This is a genomic window from Acinetobacter sp. YH12108 (genome assembly GCF_013419055.1).
Taxonomy (GTDB): domain Bacteria; phylum Pseudomonadota; class Gammaproteobacteria; order Pseudomonadales; family Moraxellaceae; genus Acinetobacter.
Genome location: NZ_VPAW01000014.1, coordinates 50141 through 71668 on the forward strand (window position 1 = coordinate 50141; position 21528 = coordinate 71668).

Sequence of the window (21528 nt, forward strand, 5' to 3'; positions counted from 1 at the left end):
TCATCTCCAATGGGATTAATAAAAGGGCATACACATCAAATGTACAGCGACTCAGTTATGACTATTTCGTTACAACAGTTACTTAAAAGACTGCAGACTGTTTGACTTATAAAACTGATACTTTCGCCACACTTTTAATTCAGAAATATCTAACTTGTTTCTAAATCAATATGGCTTTATTTGATTATAAAGCCACATTGAAAGTTTAAATATTTAAAAATTATTTTTAGTATATACCTAAATCTAAGATTTAAAATGGATCTAACTTTTAACTGGCAAACTTTGTTGCTTTGGTTAAAAGGGTTAAGTCTTCATGGAATTGATTTTTTAAAAACCCATAGTTAAAAACGTAACTAATAAAGGTGAAAAACTCTAATTGGTTCGGTATTTTGTCTTCAAGAATACTGACCTCTAATTGCAATGTTCCTGTTGCACGTTTCTTAGAATGAAACTTAAGACCATCAAATGTTTGACCGTAATAAGTTGATATTTCCAAGAAAACTAAACGGAAAAAATAAGGGAAGATTTGAGAAACAACACGCTCAGGATCATCAATTTGAGTTAAACGTCTACCGTTGTGATATTTAAACTTAATACCATCAGCCATACTTTTTTCTACCAACAGGCGAATATAGGCATGACTACGAGTAATCATGCTTTTAAGTGGCGTTTTTGCTTCATGAATATTTTCGTATTGCATTTAGTTATCTCACATCTCAAGTCTTAATTGGTCAGCTTCATTTTCTTTTTCAATCGAAACTTCAGCAATAATTTTTTGGGTATTTTCGTTTTGCAGATCTTGATCAAATATTTCATTCACACAAGTTTCGACTAATTGTTCAGTCAAGTTTCTGCAGATCTCAAACTCTAAACCTTTAGGTTGTACGGTAGGGTAGCCGTCAATTAAAAATGAGTTTTTCATTTCATTTTCATTTGAAACTTTAGAGTACAAATAAGTCTCAAAATAACGAGCAAACATTTCGGTACTGGTCGCGTAATACGGCGTTGCACGATTTTCAGCACTGTCGATATTTAAACAGTCCTTTTTATAACGCGATAGATTGTCACTAAAACGAATATCACCTACGTTAACTTCAACGTCTTGCGACTTATCAAAGAAGTTTTGCATTTGAGTATGAGGATTTTTAACTCCCTCAGGCATGTACTTCTCTACCAGGTTATAGAACTTGTATTTAGATGACTCTATCAAGTATTCAGATAGGTTTTGCGATAGTGTTTTTAAATCCACATTCGCTGCGTTCGCAACACCTGTAATTTTTTCTTCCAAACCGGTTGTAGGTAAATGATGTTCTGGCTGGCGCATATCATTAAGTTTTTGCTGATAGCGCTCAAACGACTTAAAGCTTATAGCATTAATGTCAGTGTTAATTTTAGAGACAATGACATCCACCTTGTCTTGAACTGTACTGAAGAAAGATAGGTTTGTATCAGCTTTATATTCACGCTCATACTTCTTCAAGTACTCTTCAATTTTCTCAAACTGACGGCGAATGAGATCTTCATAGTGCTTTTGGTGCCAGTCAAAGAAGCTGTTTAAGGTTTTGCGCGTAGAATTAGGATAATTCTCTTTATTCTTAATCACTTCATCATGCATTGAATCAGCAACAGTGTGGTACGCCTTGATTGCAGTCTCAGCATTCTCATGAAGTACTTGACCGTAATTTTTCATTGGCTGAACTGGCTCATTCATCATCGCACGATGTACCTTTTCAAAAGCACGACCGGACTCAGTAACAGGGGAGTATCCAGCATCCAACATATTTGATAAGAAGTGTCGTGCACCTGGTATCTCAAAATTAGGGATGTCTTCATAATAGTCCTGAAGTACAGAACGATTCATTTGAGCGTGATTTTTATATACTTCCGCTTTTTCCAACATTCCCAAGTGTGCATCTAGCGCATGGCCATACTCATGAGCCAAACTTCCAGATCCGCTATCACGAGTTAAGTTAACCACGTTCTTAGACAGTTCAAAATGCGCTGCAGATCCTTTAATTCCGCGTGAAGCCAAAGCAACACCCAAGTTCAATAAACCATTGTTTGATTTAAAGCCCATGAGTTGTTTTAAGTCAGCCAATGAGTCATACACGGCATTAACCAACTGTTGAGCCACAGGACTAACTTTATTGCCTACTTCAACACCACGGATAGAAAAGTCATCTTTAAGCTTGAATGAATCCACATCGGCACCTTGGCGATGATCAGGACCAGTACGAGAGTAATTTAACAATCCGTAAATACTTGATTGGACTTTTTCAGTCACAAAGCCATTTTCAAGTTTTTTCACTTCACTGGTAAATGACGGCAAACGTGGTGCTTTAGGTGTATTCACAGCTTCAGTCGTTGCTTCTATAACTGGTGCAACAGGATCTTTAACATAAATAGGTGCAGATTCAGCTTTAACTAAACCACTTTCAATCGCACTTTTCAGAACGTATGGTTCAAGCACAGTTGAATATAAGCCAGTACGTTGCATGTTGCTGATCGCATCGCTCACATCTTTAGTGACTTTCGACTTACCGTAAAAATCAAAGATCTTACCTGTTGATAGAATCTCACTGAGTTCTTTATCAATCGTTTTTTCGATGATTTTCTCAAGCTGAACACTGATACCGCCTGTATGTTCTGGCATAATGTAGTACTCATTCAAATTGCTAAGCAATTCGAAGTAGTTTTTGTAGTTGTTCTTGGTACCTTTACTATAAAGCCCGATATAGTCTTTACGTTGGCGATCAGTCATACCAAGACTTTCAGCAGATAAGCTTTTATTGTTTCTTACCGCATGAATCAACTCTTCTTGAGTATCTACCATCAAATTTCTGATGTTAGAAACAACAGCCACATACGCACGTAATTCTGTCGCTCGTTGGCTATCAAGCATCAACGCATTTTTAGAGAATAACGGTTTAGTTGGGCAGTAGTCATACATTGCCTTTACGAATATTTTGTCATCAATACCGAGTGGCGTATTGGTGTACCAAGCTTGGAATTCTTTATTTGCAACGATTTTTGCTTTTCGATAGTCCGTAGCTGTTTGATCGGCTGATGTCGCTGAAATATATTCCAATGAAATGTATTCACCGTAGCGATCTTTATGTGCACCGCCAAACTTGGCACCTACATCACCTAAGTACATAGCAGGGGAGTCACTTGGCTCTACCTTTACATCAACAGGCACATATTTGTCTTTTGGTACCAATTGATCGATAAACGTGAAGTCAGTAAACACACGGTTTTGAAGTTGTAAGACATCTTCAACTGAGCGCATACTTTTAACAGGAAAAACGCACAGAGACTTGTAATCACCGTGAATATCGGACTTATCACCAAAAAGTTTAACCGATGCATATTCATTGTCGGTCGATGGCTTGATGGCCAAAAACAATTTGTGATTTTCAGTTTTGATATACGGCTTTATGTGTGCGGTTTGATCGTATAGAGCACCAAGCGTATTCGTAATCAAAGTTTGGAAATGCAAACTTGCTAACTGTTTATTCTCAAAGTCAGTTTTGTGTTTAATCTGAATTTCAGGCAAGTTAGATAGTGCTAATTGCTCTAAAGTGGTACCGAAATTAACCTTAGATTCGATAGCATTTAAGATTTCGTGACTAAACTGGTCTACATCATCAAAACCAGTAATCAATTGATACTGATAGTCATGAGACGGTATACGAAGAAGCACGGCAGTTAATTGAGGCTCATAGTCCGTATCAACCATAAACAATTGCGGTGTTTCATCTTGTTGAGATGATTTGTTTAGCAACTTGTATTGGTGAACTTTAGGGTTGGAACCTACAAAATGCTCAGCATAAGCCTGTTTAATCGTATCTTGTAATGCTTTGACATGCTCAAGCATGACGGCATTGACTTCATTTAAAGCGGTTAAGGTTTTATATTTTTCTGCAAACGCCTCATTCACGGCGATCTGCTCTAACATAAATCTAGGCTGAATATCCTCAAGTTCTGGATTACCTACACGGTTTAATACAACACTAAATTTGAGCTTATTAATGAACGGATCAGGTTCACCATTGATACCATTGCTAAAAAGTTCTTTAAGATCACTTTTCTGAAGTTTAGAGTTCACCAAATCAAACGGATGAACTTCTTCAAATGCCTGAACATCAAAAACTTTGGTTAAGTTTTTAGGCATGATTGCTGTCTGGCCATCTACATGAGCGATAACATAGGTGTACGCTGGAGAGATGTTGCTCAGAAGCTCAGTGACTTCATTCGGTTTTTTATCGTAGCTAAGATCCTCAAACTTTTCGTATGTTGCAGAATTAAGATTGCTGATGAAATCTAATTTAGAGTTGAAATTAGATGGATGATCAGAAATGTACTGGAACATCTTGTTTGGTAAAGACGTAAACACTTTATTGATTAAAGTTTGCTGACTATCTTTAGCTTTGAAGAAGTTGAGATCTGACTCGTAATATTTTTCAAAAGTGAACTTAGCTGGAGGCATAAACGTCATGCTGTTGCGTGAAGTCGATAACTTAAACAAAGCATTCGCAGACGTTTTAACCGCATCTCTATCATTAAAGCCAGTAGCCTTATGTATATTGGCATCTAGGGAAACTGAATGCCCAATAAACGGCGCATTTTTGTCTTTATGATTGTAGAGGCGTATATACTGAAGATCATTCTTTTGAAACACAGTTATAAACAAATCATGATCAGGGATCTTGATTGCGCCGTGGTGATCTTCATAGTGCTTTACAGCATTTTCTAGCTGAGTGTTAAAGTATTCAGATTCACTATTGAACTGTACGTTCTCTTCTTCAGCTGTTAGAGAAAAATATTTAACGTTATTCTGAAAAGCTACATTAGGTTTGAGAAGATCCTTAATCACCTCAAATTCTTTTTGTACTTCAACATCAAATTTGCCAAAAACTGTACGCTGATTAATATCAATCAGGTTCAGATAGTTGAATAGCTGAATGTTGTTGTAGTTGTGGTTCGGTAGGGCAGTTTTGTTTAACTGGAGCTTACCATCTTCTAACTGCATGCTTTGGACTTGCTTCAAGTCATCTGCAGTCAGCTCTACACCAAAGACTTTCTTAGTTTCTTGTTTGAGCTCTTTATCTTCACCAGCAATCACTAAGGCAGCTAGTTTTTGTGCCTTGTCATAATCGCCATCTTCTAGATATAGGGTTTTTTCAACAAAATACTTGGCAATGTTCGCATACGCTTGATTTGTTGCTTTGTAGCCATCGGTAGACAATGAAAAATGTTTGTTTTCATCAAATTCATTTGATTTAACGGTTTTAACTTTTAAATCGTCAATGTCACCCGTTGGTTTAATCTGAACATAGATTTCATCTGCAGCGAGATCCATGTTCGAGACAAATAAGGTCGAATTTTTAGAATAAAACTGACGTTCGATACTCGACAACAGATCCTTTGCATCTTTACGGTCTTCTTCCATGTCAGACTGCATATCTTCAGCAATCGACTTGATGTTTTCGCCACGGTCATCCTTTGTGATAAATGACCAGTCTTGTTGCGGATATTTGGCTGTTAATGCCTTTTGGAAGCTTTGAACTTCAACAAAGCGATTGAACTGACGGTCCAGACTAAACCCATCTGTATGTGATGAAGTTTTAGCAAGAATATCCTCAGGAACAGAATCAGATTTAGTCTTACGATTGAAGTTTTCACTTGCATTTGGCACCAATAAATTACGGAATAAAATCTCATTTACACCGTTCTTTAAGAATGACGCACTTTTAGTTTGTGATAGAGATTGTTTTAAAAATGCTTCATCAAAGTTTGATTCATCAAGAAGCCGAGTAAACTCTTCAAAATACGCTGAAGCTAATTTATCGTTATTAGCAAGATCAGCCGTGCACAGATCGCTTAACTCTAAACGCTGTACATCTTGCTCTAGCTCTAAAGGCGCAGAAAAATCACCAGCAACAAAATCATTGATATTTTGCTCAACATAATTGTTCGTGCGTGACATCAACATATCAACTGCAGTTTCATTATTCACAAATTCCTGAAGCTCAGGCGTGTTAATTGAAACCAATTGATTGTCGAATTGCTTAGATAGTAATTTGAACAGATCCGCTTTATGTTGATTGCTTTCTACTTCAGATTCAAAACCTACAAATTTGCCGTTTTCATCTTTAGCGTAGTAGAAGCTGTTTTTATTAAACAAAAAGGTATTTGTTGCAGACGTAATGCCAGATACCAAAGTTTCACTTTGCCATAAGACTTTTTTAACTTCATTGTACTGTTTTGAGATCTCAACATTGTGTGTGTCGATTTCGTCAGAGATCGCTTGAATATCATCTACGCTGAAGTTTTTTGTTTGTGTAGCTGAGCGCACGACATCTTGAATTTCAGCATATTTCTGATTTAGATAATCACTATATTGCTTCTCAATTTGTTGAGCTTGTTCAGTAGCCTTAGGAATGACATAGACATCCAAGATCTGTCTAATTTCAAGCATAGACGGCGCGAAATCACGCACCTTGTCATTGCCTCTTGCATCCAATAATTCTTCAGGAAACTTTAAGAGCTCTTTAAGTACGGCAACATCATCAATTTCTGGAGTAGGGAGGTCATTTGCAATGTTGAGTAGATCAGACTCAGTAATAGATGCCTTCTCAGTTGCCTCAAAATTAACATCAAGGTCATTCAAGATCTCGTTAACATTTGATTCATTGAGTTGTTCTTCTAGTTTACGCTGTTTGATTTCAGCAGATTGGTGATCATAGAGCGCATTAAACTTAGGAACGATGTTTACAGAGAATTCAGAGAACTCTTGGCTCAGATCGGCAAAGAAAACTTTACCTGTTGGCATCTGGCGTACCATTTGTTGTAAGACATCATGGCGAAGCATGGCAGCGTCATACACCATCTTATCTACAAGGCGTGTTTCAATACCTTGTTTAGACGCCATCCATGTGCCGTGTTCATCTTTATAAAAAGCTGGAATACCTTGTTTAGCTGATTCTAATAGCTTTGGATACGGCAATTGCTGTTGATTAAACACACGGTCTATCACAACAAGATCAGAAGCTAATTTTTGTACATAAGCATCAACATCTTTAAAGCTCATGTTAAACATTCTGTTGCCACGGCCATGCTCAATCAGCTGATTAAAAGTGGACTCGTATTCATGAGCAAAATGCACCAGGTTAATATTGTCATTTAACCCCAATGCTTCATACGGATCATGAGCAAAGATTTCAGGAATATGGCGCAAGTCATCAATAATCAGTAACGAACCATCTTTTTCGTAATTGACGGGTACTGCAAATGGAGACAACTTAATTTTGGCTAGATTATCTAGACTTTCGCCACTGGCCATCGCCGATTCTTCATCTAGATAGACTTTAGAGAAGATATTTTCATAGCCATAATCTTGAAGACGATTAAAAGGAATTTTTGAAGACTGAAATTGAGCCAAGTAGGATTTGTTCGATTCCTGAAGACTGGTTTTCAGCGTATCAAGGATATTAGATCCATTGTTTAGCTTACTGACATACACTTCAGGGAAAGCAGAAAGGCGTTCGGTCGCTGATGCGAAGTAACTTTTCCAGTTCGGAATGTTCTTCTTAAACGGTAGATTGGTGAGATAAATATCTTCTTGCTTAGTCGGTACTTTCATATCGTTGGTAAACGCTGGAAAGACCTTCTGAAGATCGTTTAGATCGATACCAGACTTTGCCGGGTTCTTATAGTAGTACGCATGAATACCATCATCATTTTGCACTTCATAAAAATGGGCATCCATTAACACTTGTTCAAATTGCTTAGAACTGTTTTGTTCAATAGATTTTTTGAATTGCTCAAATTCATTAACAACAAGCATCGCCGTTTTTGGGCGAAAATTGTTGGCTGGCGATACTACAAGACGCGCACCAAGACCAGTTAAATTAGGCCATTTAACTTCATTCACTTTATAGTCTCCTACTTGGTCACATAGCATGATCCAAGACTTTAAAACGACTCTTACGAGTACTTATATGTGCTTATATTAAACTAAAAAATTAACTTTGAGGGAGGGTTTAGGCGTTATTCTTTAAAATAGTATATACCGAGTAAATAGCACTGTTTAAATACCTATCATTTTTAATAAAACCATCTAAAACCGTGCACTATTCTTTCTTTTTTTATAAATAAAAATGCCACCGTATAGGTGACATCTTGCTTAAAGCTGATGGTTACATTTTAACAAATTCGTTTTTAGCGAGTTCGTCTGGTTGGGTGCCATCTTCTACACCTACAATAATTCCAGTACCACGAATAAAGTAGCCACTATTATTCGGATATTGGACCAAGGTAACATTATGCTCAAGGTTACTTTCTAAAAAGGTAGTGCCGTATCCCCAAAACTTATTTAATCCTTGCCATGGAGCATCCTTAATATAATTGTTTTGGGCATATTGAATGGTGTATTGACCAATTGGAAGAGATATATTGACAGTTTGCTTTTTGGGTACCTGAACAACGGCTCGTAACCTTTTAGTGGCCTTATCTCGAATGATAAACACAGTATCAACATTTTGAGATTCCATTGAAACAGGACCAAAATGTTGTGTGTTTTCCATACTGGAAACATTAATCACTTCTTTTTTAAATGGCATGGCTGCACTATTGGCTACCATTTTTTGATGTTCAGCATAGTCTTTTGCCATTTGTAGACCGTTTTCAGGTTCATTCGGTTGGCCTGGATTGGCTGACTCTACTGATTGAGCTTGTTTCGATATTGCCCGTGTAGCACTTTGAGCAAAGAGATCGACCAATCCGAAATGATTAGCCACAGATATAATTGCAACTGCTAGACCAAAACCAGCAAATTGCTTTGGAATTGCTATTGCCATAGTGCCCCCTGATTCCATTTATAAGATTTAAATAAAAAAAAGATGCCACCCACAGGGGATAGCATCCAAGATCTCAAAATTGCTTATAGTGCCAATTCAGGATCGCTATTCTTTTGTTTGCTTAATTCTGGATCTGCTTGTACTTCAATGTTGGTCATGAGCTTAGTCCAATATTCATCGTATTCAGCTTGTGACATCTCATTAATGACTTCATTCCATTTAACTAGGTTCTCATGTTGATCTGTACCCGGTTGGAAGAAGTGCATTGCATTTCTGACATACTGCTGATGATCAGCAAAACGCAGTTCAGCAATATTTTCCTGAATATAGTCCAGGCCTTTCACCGTAAATTCGCGAATCTCCTTCATGATTGCATCTTTTTCTATACCATGCGGTTGAGTTACAGAAGATGAACCACCTTCAGGACATGGGTAAACAAGCCAATCATTACGCAAGTTCATTTCTGCTAAGGTCACTTGTAAGTACTGCTCACCACTACGGGCAAACATTTCATGTGCGGTCGTCCAATACGGCTTCTTAGCACTTGTTAAGCCCTCTAATACCATCGCATTTTTGTAGAAATCAGTTTTTAGCTGAGATTGATTAGTTGATGTTAAGCGATCGTTCGTCTGTAAGCTTAAAGAAATTAACTTTAAGTGTTCATCTGACAATGGTTTAGGGCTGTTTTCTTTGATGAAGTCGAGTGCACATATCGCAAACTGACTACGCAACATTTGTCGATAATCACGGAATACAACTGATCTAAAGACTGTACTGTTCGCTGCACCAAGTACTTGCGCTGCAAAGACACGATCATGATCAATTTCAGAACGAGATTGCGAGATATATTTGTTGAGCTCAGTCCGTGGGATTGGATACTCATTTTCAGACAAGAACTTATGCAAGCCTTGGGCAACGTGCATATAACGTCTATGTTGTATGGCGTCCTTTTGGAAAAGTTCAGGATCTTCATGACGATTAGCGAAGTTAATCAATGAAGATAGTTCAGTATGCAACTTGCCACGTTCCGCAATAAACGTATTAATTTTCTCTTTTATGCTGTCTCTATCTGGCGTAAACAAATCAACAATGTCAGGTTGATCTACCAATGTTTTATCCAAAATCGTTTTGATGCTGGTTTCATAAAACTTGACTTGATTCTCAAGATTCGTGCGAAGTACTTCTATCGAGTCATCCTTTTTCATTGGCAAGTAATACATCGCTTGATTTACTTTGGCTGCAGCTTGCAACAAATCTTGGTTAATGTTGGCATACTTCTCAGACTTAATGTTATTCAATTCTGCAAAACGAGTTAGATAAGGCTGTACGTTTTCCATCATCATTTTTGGTTGATTGCGTGTCATCGCACTAAAAATGAGATGGTCATAGGCATGGAAAAATTCATGACCAAACGAGCCAAAACCTGAATTCTTGGTTAAGTTAATCACACGGTTAGATGGCTCGTAATGTGCCATCGCAGCGGAACGTCCACGCGAACCAAAAGCAACACCCAACATACCGTTAAAGCCAACAAATTTCGGATCTATATCAAGTGCCTTAGCAAGAGCGAAACAACCGTCATATGCGTTATTTAATGCGATTTGACGATCGCTCTGGTTCAAGTACTCGCCAAACTCTACGGCTTTAAATCCAAAGGTCGCTTGCAAGGTATGTGCTGTAACATCTTGGCCATTACGTGAAGCAATGTTTTCCGTCACAACCACATCACTGAGCTTGAATGCCTTACGCATAGTACGAGGCTTAGCATACTCTTTGAATAGGGCATCTAAGGTACTCGCCGTGTCATCTACAATGTTCGATACATTCTTTTCAGATAACGAGACTTCTTGAGTATCATCATTCTCTGCAGTTGCGTCTTTGGTTTTTTTAGCAGTTAACAGATCCATTACTTGTTCAGATAGACCAGCATCAGATCTGCTAAATAGCGTACTCGAATCTATAATGTTGCCACTTCTAAAAGTAACAGTCGCTTTTACTTTGTCTTGGAACGGTTTGGCATCAATCGCACTACGTATTTTTTTATAGATAGAGTAGGTGCCTTTAACTGGCGGTAACTCTTTCCGTAAATGATGAAGTGCTTCAGTGAGCGTTTTACGTGCTTCACTACTATCGGTTTTCGCCAATTCAGAACTAATAATCATGTCAGTGGCAGCATATTCAGCATAGCTTTCTACCAATGAAAATAATGACCGATCTAATGATTTAAACGCCGTGAACAGATCTTTGTCTTCATTCAAACGAACGTATAAATCACATGCATTAGGAATAAATTCACGAACTGTTTTTGCTTCCATTAAAGCATCACGCATACTTAAAACAGCGTCATAGTATCCAGCACCTACTTTTTTAAACTGTTCTTCAGTGGCATTTTCAAGCGGATAACGTGGCTGATCATTCGTCATCTTGCGTACAGCGTCAGTCAGCAAGTGAATGTAAATATCTCGACCAGCTTCTTTTGCTTGTAAAACCGATTCCTTTTTCCAAATTTTGTCACGCGTAATTAGGTTTTTGACTTGCAAAAGCGACATATCTTGAATCTGACTGAGCGATAAACGTGGACCATACAGATCCTTTTTCGCACCAGGCATTTTCATACCCGTATCTTCAATAAGTCCAACTTCAGAACGTGACTCAGTGGCTTTCGGTTTGGTTGTTTTTGGCTCTTTTGGTGCTTCAGCTTCAGGCTTACCCTCAGACTCAAACAGTGATGTTTGCTCTGGAGCAACTGGCTCAGTCGGCTCTACAACTTCTACCGTTGCTTCCTGTACTTCTGGTTCAGTAGGCTTTTGAACTTCAGGTTCAGTTACGATCGGTTCTTCAACCAATGGTTCTTGGGCAACTTCTACAACAGGTGCGCTTTGAACCATATGTTCAGGTTTATATACTTGATCGCGAGACTTAAATAATTCTGCTTTTTTGAATGATTTTGCAAAATCAGTAATTAAGAAGTTCTTAGAGTTCGGGTGCTTTGGCGTAGGAAGAATTTTATAGCCTTGATCAACAAATTGCTGATGTTCGGCATTATTCACAATGGCCAGTTTTAACGGAGATTGATCATCGGCAACTTTAATCGCGAGATCGAACCGGTCTTTAGATTCAAGTAGCTTTTCACCAAAGGTAAAATCAATTTTATTGACCAATGTTGAAATATTAACAGCCACAATCTCATTAAGGCCTTTAACATCAATATTTTCAAAACCGGGTGATAATGGCACCTTGATTGTCTGCAGTATGTTTTCACGTAACCCAAGATCATTTAATACTTGGTCCACAAGATGCGCTTTTATCCCGTTTAACTGGAAGTCTTTAAACAATCCACCACGCTCGTTGAATTTAGCAAACTGCTCAACATTATCAAAAACCCGTAATTGATCATGCTGTAAAACTGGTGTGTCTTTATCTATGACAGAAATCACTAAATCAGCACCGTCATTGGCCACAATAATTTTGGAGCCGTTTTCAAACGCTTGATCCATTTCTTTTTGATGGATGTAGTCGGTAAAGACGTTCATCAAATCAACATTGGTCATCACATCATTGCTTTTCACAAAATCGATTAGATCTTGTTTCGCCGTTGGATCGATGTATTGATTATCGGCATCACGCAAAGTTAATGCCTTGTAATCGTCCAACTCAGGGTTAAACAATACCTTTTCTTTAAGGTGTAGGTTTTCGATCGACTGGAAGATCTGATAGCGTTTTTCTAATGAGTCGATCAAGTACTGCATTTGCTCTTGCGTACTTAAAACTGAATCATTGCTAAGCGTCAAAGCTTTAAACAGCGCCTTATCGTCTGCAGCTAAGTCATTCAGACTTGATTTAACGATTAAGCGATCGGTAGACGGAATCTGTTCACCGCTGAAATATAAGTTAATCGCACCGTGCTTTTGTTCATCAGCTGGTGAAACCGTGAGATAAAAATTTATCTCAGGAAACTCAAACTCTTTGATACGTTCTGGATTGGTGATAATGCTTAAAAGAGATCCCGTTTTTGTCTCGAGAGATTTATTTTTTAGTGCCGTCCATTCTTCAATAGAACGATTTTCAAATGACTGCAGTAGGGCAGAATTGATTAAATCACGGTTGAGGTTAAATCCATTCTTGAGTGAGTCTGGAGTCGATTGTAATGCTTCAAGCACAAGCCCATGTTTAAAGAGATTGCCAAAGTCATTTTCACTGTTAACATCGGTCTTTTCAAGTGGCAAGAAACTTGATGCATGCTCATAGACATTCTTAACTTCAATATCAAGCTTTAAGCCTTTTTCATATTTCGGTACCGCTTCCTTGGTCAAAATACGATTAAGAATTACATTCTTAAGGTCATCATAGGTCAGCTTGTTTTTGCTGATCGGATTAGAGCTCAGGATATGTTCAAACGAAGAAGCACCATTAATCATAATGGTTTTTTGCTTTTGTAATGAACTAACCTTTTGACCTAGATCCATCGGCAGTAAGCGAATGAAGTTCTGATCAGATGCTATCGTACTGCTATACACCGCCAAAGAACGTGCGCTAACTTCAGGCTCAACCATCAAAGCGTTACCTTCAGCTAGGTAGGTTTTTACCGCTTCTTCAGTCAACGTGACGACATTTTCAATTTTCGAGTCTTTTGGCGCCGTGACTTCATTGTAGGTCGGTGTTAGATAACCTAGTGCCATCAAAATATGCTTGTGCTCATTATTAATAATGGCAGTAACCGCTTCAGATTTAGACTCTTCACCCACGGCATTTTGATAAAAGTCTTGTAGATAGCGCTTATACGCCATACTTACCGCGACCTTTTTATTTAAGGCAAAAAGCTGTTCTTGTGTATTTGAGTTGAAGTGGTCTTTATGTATCACCTTAGGCAGATAGTTTTGAAAGCTGTCTACCACATAGATTTCATCTTTTTCGAGTGTTTCTTTTAAAGACAAAACTTCATTGGTCGCAGCAAAAACAATCGCGTTGGCCAGTGCATTACCAGGATTCGTGCGTACACGTAATTCCTCATTTATCGCATGATTGAGTTGCGACCTAATATCAGGTAATCGGTTAAGGATAGGGGAGTCAGGATTGTTGCCAATATTGCTACTCAGCTCAGAAAGCACATGAGCCACATCGATACGCTTATTAAAACCCTTGTAGTTACCGTCCTGTTCTAACAGGTTATAGAATCGCTCTAAGCTTTCATCCGATAAATATTGTGATGCAATGCTATGGGCATCACCATCACCAAGCGCCGTAAATTGGCTATTAATACTATGCAGTTGTTGAAGAATACGAGGCATTTGCTGATGAAATGAAAAGTAGTTTTTACCTACATTTTCAGCACTGGTCGCAATCATGTCCTCAATACTGTTATCCAGCACTGATACAGCATTCGAGAACACCATATCGTTAAAATCTGGCATTGCAGATTCTTGAGATGGTGAATATCCCAAAATAGAATATTCAAACTTTTCGACTGCAGATAACTCTTGATCTTGTTCATCATAATAATGAACCACATCAAACTGGTTAACAGCTTCATTCCAAAGCCCGTTAGGTTCTTCACCTAGATCAACGTTGAAATGATAAATGTCAATGTCATTTGAGGTGTGAGTAGCTTCAAACTCGTTCGCCTCATCCAATAGACGTTGCATTTCATCTTGCAATTCATCATCGGTGACAACGCTTTGTAGGAAGTTATCCAGATCCGTGCCGTATTCTTCACGGTCTATCACTGAATCAAAAAAACTATCATAAAGATTGTTCAGACGCGTAGAAGCAATGTTTAACTGACTTAATGCCAATTCCATTTCATAAGCTTGATCGTCATAGGCTTGCTGATCCAAAACATACGCATTTTCAGTAGCAACAGCGACTTGAATCGCAACCGCTTTTTCAATACGCTCACTGATGGTATGTGTTGCTTTCGCTTCAACAATCGCTTGACGTTCTTCTTTGAGCTTTGCAATTTTTTGTAGGTATTCTTGCTTAATTTTTCGCATTAAAGCGAGTTTAGTCAAAGAGTCCTTAATGACTGGTTCTGGAATGTTCGGCTTAAACTTGGTGTGTCTAAAAAAGTGATCAATTCGATTGAACAAACGTTTTACTGGAACCTTAGGTTCAGGCGGTATGGTTTGCTTAATTTGATTGAGATCCAAGCTTTCTAAACTTGTACCGATGTCATCCAAACTTTCATAAATTAATTCACGATCAAAACTGCTATCACCAATTGAGTAGGGATCAAATGTTCTTAAATTATTAATATTATTTTGAACGCTTTGGATCAGGTCCTTAATCTTATCGGCAAGGTCGAATTCTTCTACATCTAAAGTTTGGTTGTTGTATTCCCAAACTTTCCAATCATTGTCCACCAGCTGTAACGCAGTTGTTTCTATACCAAATGGTGCCAATGCTGACGGGATGCTGTTTTCTTCGTATGAATACAAACAGTCATTGATTTTCGTGACTAAGGTTTGAAGCTTGATCAATCCTTGGTGATTAACGGCATGATCATCCGATCTAAGCGCATTCACAATTGGATCAATGCTCGTATTCAGCCCCTTATTCAGCTCTCGAATATCAATAAATTGCTTCGGTAAGCTGTTATACGCTGGCCATGCTGGATGTGAAGATATTTTATAATTGGTCAGCTCAGGAATTTGCGTAATATCTTTTAGGGCAAGTACTTCACCGCCTGAATTAACCGAAATCACTAGCTGTTTGCTTAGTTCAATAGGCTCTATCGTATCTTCTATGAGTCCAGCATTTAGCGCTGCTTCTTTATCAACATAATAACGAGTCAGTGTTTTATCTGCTTGGTACCCGTAATTGTCTAAATCAGCCAACGGCAATGGATCTACGGACTGCAGTAATGTCGGTAGCTTATTCCAGCCTAAATCTGCTTTATTGAATTGTTTAACCGCACCCATAATGGTTGTATTTGGGGCAAACGGTTTTTGCTGTTTTGCTTGGTAAAGCACAACGGACTTTTGATTATTGAGTTCAAATAGGGATTGCCACTGGTTTTTTTCAGCACTACTCATTGGGTTTTGCAGATATATATCTGACATATCCATTTCAATGAGGTCATTTTTAGAGTCGTAAGGAAAAACAGATTTTATGTCAGCAAGAGAGAGACTATCTTGCGAACTCTTATACATAAAACTAAGGTCGTTATTTTGCTCATTGGTGATATAAACAAACTTTCCAGTCTTTTTTAAACCTGTTAAGAAGCTGTTTAAGGATGTGTTCAACTTTTTCTCTAAAAGCTCAACATCTTTAATCTTAATAATGGCTGCTTGGTTTCTTAAATCAGTTTTAGGGGTTACTACAAGTTGAGCGCCAAAGCTACTCAGATCCAACCATTTCTTTTTAGTTGACATATAAACTCCATGGCAATATGTATAAGCATCTTTTAATTAAAATATCAAAGCACCATCGGTTACTTTTGAACGGTATATACTAAAGATTATAAGAGAATTTATATAAAGAAACTATCTAAAAGGGTTTTAAACAAAGAAAGGGATGGCTTAAAACCATCCCTTTTTTTTAAGTTTTTTTCATTATCAGCCTGATAATGAAAAAATCAGGCTATTTACTTGCCATTGTTTGTGAAAGTGCAATCCTACGAATGTTACCCGTAGACTTAGAACGATCAGTCACTTCAATTGAGCCGTCAGTTAATTTGCTTTCAGCAGAAACTAGCGCAGCCAATACCGCTTCTTTACGTTCATTTGACTTGTATTGTTGATATTGCAAGTTCAAGCGTTCAGTACTTTGAATTAAACCATCGACCATCAAACCACGTTCATCTTTAATCGCTTGTGATTTAGCAAAGTCTTTGTAATCTTGCCCTGAACCTAAATAACGAGAGACACTTTTTTCCAAGTGTTGCATCGGTGCAAGTTTGGTACTTGAATCATGACTATTGGTACCACCACCAGCAACAGGGGAGTATTGCGCTTGAATTGCTTTCAAAGAGGTAATTGCTGGAGAAGTTAAAGCATCTTTCGCCAGTTTAGCCATCACATAATCTTGACCAGCAGATGTTTTCGCAATTCTACCGTCAATTGGAGCATCAGGTAGACCAACCATGTTGTTGATCAATGCATTTTGAGCACGAGCCATCGCCGTGTCTGGCGCTGCAGTCGTGAATAAAGTTGAAGCTTGTAAACTTAGACCAGCATTTTCACCAGCAGCACCACATAGTCCAGACGCAGCCTGAGAAGTGGTACAAAACTCATTATGAGCTTGTAACATAGCTTCTTGTGCTTTGTGAGGGTTCATGTAGACACCAGGCGCAGCAACCACTTCAGAGCCAACTTTATTTAAAATTGAACTATCAGCAGATTTATTGTCTTGTTGAGCTTGTTCACGATCGCCTAAAACTTCACACGCTTTAAATGCTTGGCCATGTGCACCAAACTCAAATTGAGCTTTTTTCATTTGCTCACTTTGTTTAACAGCTTGGTACGCCGTTACAAGACTTTGTGCGTTTTTATGTGCGTTATCTGAAATACCTTGAGCAGATACAGCCTCTTGTTTCGTCAGGATCTTAATCGCTGCCGTCACATCATCTTGTTGCTTTTTAATGCCCAAAGATAAGTTTGTGTCCAACGCACGTAACGCAGCGCTTTCCACCGCATCAGCCTGTTGAATAAGCATATTCAAGGTATTTACTGCCATCGGGTTGCCCACGGAAGCACAGTAATAAGCAGATGCAGAACCGCTAATAATGGCGAGGGTTAAACCGAGTGCACTAATTTTTGAACGAGAGCCGTGCGCTTGTGGCGCTTTCATAACTTTACGTGATGTTCTTTTCGGAGTACGCATTATTTAGTCTCCTTAAAATTGAGGCATAGTTTGTGAAAGCTTAACTTTCACTGACTGGCCGTATTTCGTTTTCACATCATCTTTTATCGGCTGAGATTTCGCTAAAAGTAATGCAGACAATAAACCTTCTTCACGCAAACTTTGCTTGTAAGTTTGAAGATCTAAATAAACAGAAACGCCGTTAATGATATTGGCTTCTTTAAGTAGACCGCGTGGATCTTGCATCGCCATCGCCATTTGCCATTTTTTAGCTTCAGGACCACCGTAGTAACGTGCGATTGTTTGGTCGATCAAATCGTTGGCAGACACCATTTTGCCGTCAATATCTTTGAATGATTTTGTATTTTGCGCGTCAATAACCGCCAAGCTATACGCTGGCATAGCAAGTAAAGCTGTTTTTTGGTTGGTTGCTTGCAAATAATCTCGACCAGCTGGAGTACGTGCCGTTGCATTAGACAATGATTTATCTGGTGTACCTAAAATGTTTTCACGCACGTAATGTCTTGCAAGAGCTTCTTTTGAGCCAGGTGCAACAGACTTAAACAGTAGGGAAGCATTGGTATCGCCACCCGGTAATTTAGACAACGTACATTGACCAGCTTGTGCTTCAGCAACCGTACAGAATTCAGCTTTATGCACGTTTAGGCGTTGATTAATCACTTCCTGTTGAGAGCCAACTAATTTACCGCCGACTTGAGAAGTTTGAGTCGCCATATCAGCTGCTTGATCAATCACTTGACCAGATGCACTCGACATATTTGTATTTTCAGCCAAAACCTCACAAGACTTAAAGCCTTGACCAGTATTGGCGCCATAAGCAAATTGTGCTTTTTTCATGGTATCTGACTGTAAAAGCGCTTGAATACCAGAGGCAATAGTTTGGGTGTTTTTAGTTGTCGCATCGGTAATTTGGTTAGCAGCTTGCGCCTTTTGCTTCACCGCAACTTTAAGCGCTGCAACGATGTTTTCAGTCGAATCATCTAACTTTCTACGGGTACTTTGAGATACTTGTTGAATATCATTTGCTTGGTTGCTTGCATGCTTAGGAATCTGAGAAGACATCTCGCTCATAATCGTACCCAAACCAACCGTAGCCCATTCAGCAAAAACAGGACTACTAATCACCAAAGTTGCACCTAAAATGACAGGTACAAACTTTGATTTTCCTTTAGGCTGTCTTAAAGTATTTTTACGCTTTCTCATAGTCATTACTCAAAGAATTTGGCTGAAGCATTGGAGTTTGGTGTAGTGCGTTGCATCACATTATTAGCCACCGAATAGTTAGCCAGTGATGAAAGAGTACTTCCAGCCATGTATTTATTTTGAAAATCAACGCAAGTTGATGAAGAGCATTCCATCAATCCGACTGGAACAACGTTGTTAGATGCAATTGACGAGTAGTTCAATGCAACAGTCGCTTGCTGTTCAGAAAGTCGAGAACGAGAAAAAACAAAAGCAGTATCAATGTCGCCATACTGCAGACCATTTGGAATCAAATTACAGACACCCATTTTTGCTTCTTCTACGCCACACGAGGTCGCCAAGTGAAACGCATATGGTGAGGTTGCTTCATCTGTTGAATTTGAGAAAAGTTTCCCTGAAACATCTTGCATGTATTTAGAAACGTTAAAGTCTTTTAAGTTTCTATTGAGATCGGTTTGTTCACGTTCTTCAAGAGCCGTACAAAAAGCTGAATCAGGGAGGGCAGCATTCGTACCAGAATTTAAAATCGCTTTTTTGATCTCAATATTTTTATCGACACTTTGAATACCAGCAACGATCATTTCTGAATCACGCGTTTGGTTATCAACAATTTGATTTGCACTGACCGCTGTTTGTTGAGTAGATACACGCACAGCAGAACGTACCATCAATTGCTGAGCTTGTATTGCAAGCTCAGAAAGGATAGTGCCAAGACTAAAAGCATTGGTAAAAAGTGGTACGGATAATAGACCAACCGTTAAAGTACCCACCGCAATTGCTTTAACAGGTGAAAACTGATTAACAGTAATTCTTCTTTTACGCAGATTATTTCTATTTTTCATACCACCCCCAACTTAAGAGAAAAAGTCTTTAATTGATTGGGTGACAGAAGTAGATTCTGAACTTGAAGTTTTTGCGTTAGACGGTGTGCTAGTACTGGCTTTTTGATCAGTTGAATAAGAAACTGGACTAGTCGAGCTACTACCATTGATTGTATAAGTATCTCCACCCTCAAAAGCACCGCTAGGCATAACTAGACCAGGATCAAGTTTACCAAGTTGACCATTCACAGCAGTACCAAGCGCACCCGATACATCAGTATATTGACCAGCTTTGTTGATTTCACCTATAACATCATTCAATGGGCCAACAAGTTCAGTACTTGCAGTTTTCATTGCGTCACACGCTTTTTTAGTCGCGTAATCGACAACCATTTGTTGCGCTGCATTGATGATTGTATCAAGTGATGGAATAGTCACAGAAAGGTCAATGATTTTACCGATGTCAGCAAAACAGCCACCTTGACTAGCTGGACTGAACATTTTGTTAATATCGATTGGACGACCCCAAACCGTCATTTGTAGATCTAAGTTGTCTTTAACGACTTTACCGATCCCATCAGTTGCACATGATTCAATATTGGTTTGAATGTTTTGAGCAGCTGCTTGTTCACCTTTTTTAACCGCCATGAAGTTGTTTTCAGCAGCAGTAGAGTTGAATGACGAATTAGAACTGGTAGACGAATAATATCCGCTATTTGAATTCGACAAAGGCGTATCACCACCAGAGCTACTTGCAATGGTCGATGATGTTGCGATGTTTAAGTTACCCATGTTTTGAGTATTACTGGTAACAGAAGCAACGGAACTTTGTTGAACTGCAATAGCACTTGAACACCCAATAACGGTAGCAACAAAAATGCTTAAAGCACTTTTAGTTTTAAAAGCTGGCTTAACATTTTGTAGATTAGGGTTAGTCCTTAAAGTCTTGCCCCGAACTTGTTGTAGCCTTTTAGCTTTCTTGTGATTGTTACGCATATCTAGCCCTTTAAAAGAGTTATGATTAATGTTTTTTAGAAGCAAGTTCGCAAAGCACTACAACATCTTTTACTACAGCTTCACTACTTAAATATAAGGTAGCTATAAGGTGTTTTAACTCATATATCCTTTTAGCGAACTTATATATAGAATCATAATACCATTCTTCACCATATTGTAGTATATACTTCTCATTGGTTAAACATAGTTTTATGAATTCTTTTAAAATAGGACGCTTAAAAATAATAGCTGTCGTAATATATATAAACTGAGTACTAACCAAACACATTAAAGTATTAATTAGCTCTACTTCCTCTTTTAAGCATTCCTGTAAAACCGATGGCTTTAGGGTTTTAGAAAAACCTTCCTCAGTCACAATATCTTTTAAAAAACCTGAATCCGAGTACTTATTTTTCAGAAAATTACTTAATTCATGCACGTTCTTTAAGTAAATATTGATCTGATCTTTAGACGCAGTTTTGAAATGTTCCTCTACACGTTTTGGATCGTTTAACGTGATGTCGAGCATTTCAGATTCATTGTTTTTTTGATTTAAAAGCACAAAAGCGGTGAAGCTGGTAACTTTGCGTGTTTCGCCAAGATAGCCACTACTGCAAGCATTCAAAAAAACAAGGCAATGCTGTTCAGTAAGATACAAGCCGTATTCTTTTGGTGTACCTGGTTCAAAGAAATTGAGTGAACGCTTATCAAAATGAAAAGTGTTCTCTAAGGTCTGACAAAAGTAGTTAATAGAGTGTACAAAAGCTTCTGGTACAAAGGTTGTAGGCTCTTGAGACAATGCTATGTTTTGGCTTTCTATGCTCATT

The 21528-nt window shown here is 38.3% G+C and carries 9 protein-coding genes; all 9 read right to left on the reverse strand.

Annotated features, from left to right (window positions below; genetic code table 11):
- Positions 1-268 precede the first annotated feature (268 nt).
- The 9 genes from FTU46_RS10445 to FTU46_RS10485 all read right to left on the reverse strand — a co-directional run bounded on the left by FTU46_RS10445 (position 269) and on the right by FTU46_RS10485 (position 21527).
- Positions 269-700: a hypothetical protein gene (locus tag FTU46_RS10445; protein ID WP_005005806.1), complete on the reverse strand. Its 432-nt coding sequence runs from the start codon at positions 698-700 to the stop codon at positions 269-271.
- 9 nt (positions 701-709) lie between these two features.
- Entirely contained in the window at positions 710-7936 is a 7227-nt protein-coding gene (locus FTU46_RS10450) for an LPD1 domain-containing protein (protein WP_227504984.1), read from the reverse strand.
- 265 nt (positions 7937-8201) lie between these two features.
- Positions 8202-8861, reverse strand: coding sequence for a hypothetical protein (locus tag FTU46_RS10455; protein WP_005028677.1), 660 nt, complete (start codon positions 8859-8861; stop codon positions 8202-8204).
- A gap of 83 nt (positions 8862-8944) precedes the next feature.
- The gene (locus tag FTU46_RS10460; protein ID WP_257224645.1) at positions 8945-15919 is read right to left on the reverse strand and encodes an LPD1 domain-containing protein; all 6975 of its coding nucleotides are present in this window, start codon (positions 15917-15919) and stop codon (positions 8945-8947) included.
- Positions 15920-16439: 520 nt separating this feature from the next.
- Complete coding sequence (locus FTU46_RS10465; protein WP_180087402.1) at positions 16440-17681, reverse strand: hypothetical protein; 1242 nt, start codon at positions 17679-17681, stop codon at positions 16440-16442.
- Between the two features lie 12 nt (positions 17682-17693).
- Positions 17694-18884 (reverse strand): hypothetical protein, encoded by a 1191-nt coding sequence (locus tag FTU46_RS10470; protein ID WP_005028684.1) that lies wholly within the window; start codon positions 18882-18884, stop codon positions 17694-17696.
- A 5-nt stretch (positions 18885-18889) separates the two neighbouring features.
- The gene (locus tag FTU46_RS10475) at positions 18890-19726 is read right to left on the reverse strand and encodes a hypothetical protein (protein ID WP_005028686.1); all 837 of its coding nucleotides are present in this window, start codon (positions 19724-19726) and stop codon (positions 18890-18892) included.
- Positions 19727-19738: 12 nt separating this feature from the next.
- Entirely contained in the window at positions 19739-20701 is a 963-nt protein-coding gene (locus tag FTU46_RS10480) for a hypothetical protein (RefSeq protein ID WP_005028689.1), read from the reverse strand.
- A 25-nt stretch (positions 20702-20726) separates the two neighbouring features.
- Entirely contained in the window at positions 20727-21527 is an 801-nt protein-coding gene (locus tag FTU46_RS10485) for a hypothetical protein (protein ID WP_024160804.1), read from the reverse strand.
- Position 21528 lies beyond the last annotated feature (1 nt).

Bases quoted from the DNA above. Each gene is read 5' to 3' on its own strand.
- FTU46_RS10445 (WP_005005806.1), bottom strand. From the start codon at position 700: ATGCAATACGAAAATATTCATGAAGCAAAAACGCCACTTAAAAGCATG.
- FTU46_RS10455 (WP_005028677.1), bottom strand. From the start codon at position 8,861: ATGGCAATAGCAATTCCAAAGCAATTTGCTGGTTTTGGTCTAGCAGTT.
- FTU46_RS10460 (WP_257224645.1), bottom strand. From the start codon at position 15,919: ATGTCAGATATATATCTGCAAAACCCAATGAGTAGTGCTGAAAAAAAC.
- FTU46_RS10465 (WP_180087402.1), bottom strand. From the start codon at position 17,681: ATGCGTACTCCGAAAAGAACATCACGTAAAGTTATGAAAGCGCCACAA.
- FTU46_RS10470 (WP_005028684.1), bottom strand. From the start codon at position 18,884: ATGAGAAAGCGTAAAAATACTTTAAGACAGCCTAAAGGAAAATCAAAG.
- FTU46_RS10475 (WP_005028686.1), bottom strand. From the start codon at position 19,726: ATGAAAAATAGAAATAATCTGCGTAAAAGAAGAATTACTGTTAATCAG.
- FTU46_RS10480 (WP_005028689.1), bottom strand. From the start codon at position 20,701: ATGCGTAACAATCACAAGAAAGCTAAAAGGCTACAACAAGTTCGGGGC.
- FTU46_RS10485 (WP_024160804.1), bottom strand. From the start codon at position 21,527: ATGAGCATAGAAAGCCAAAACATAGCATTGTCTCAAGAGCCTACAACC.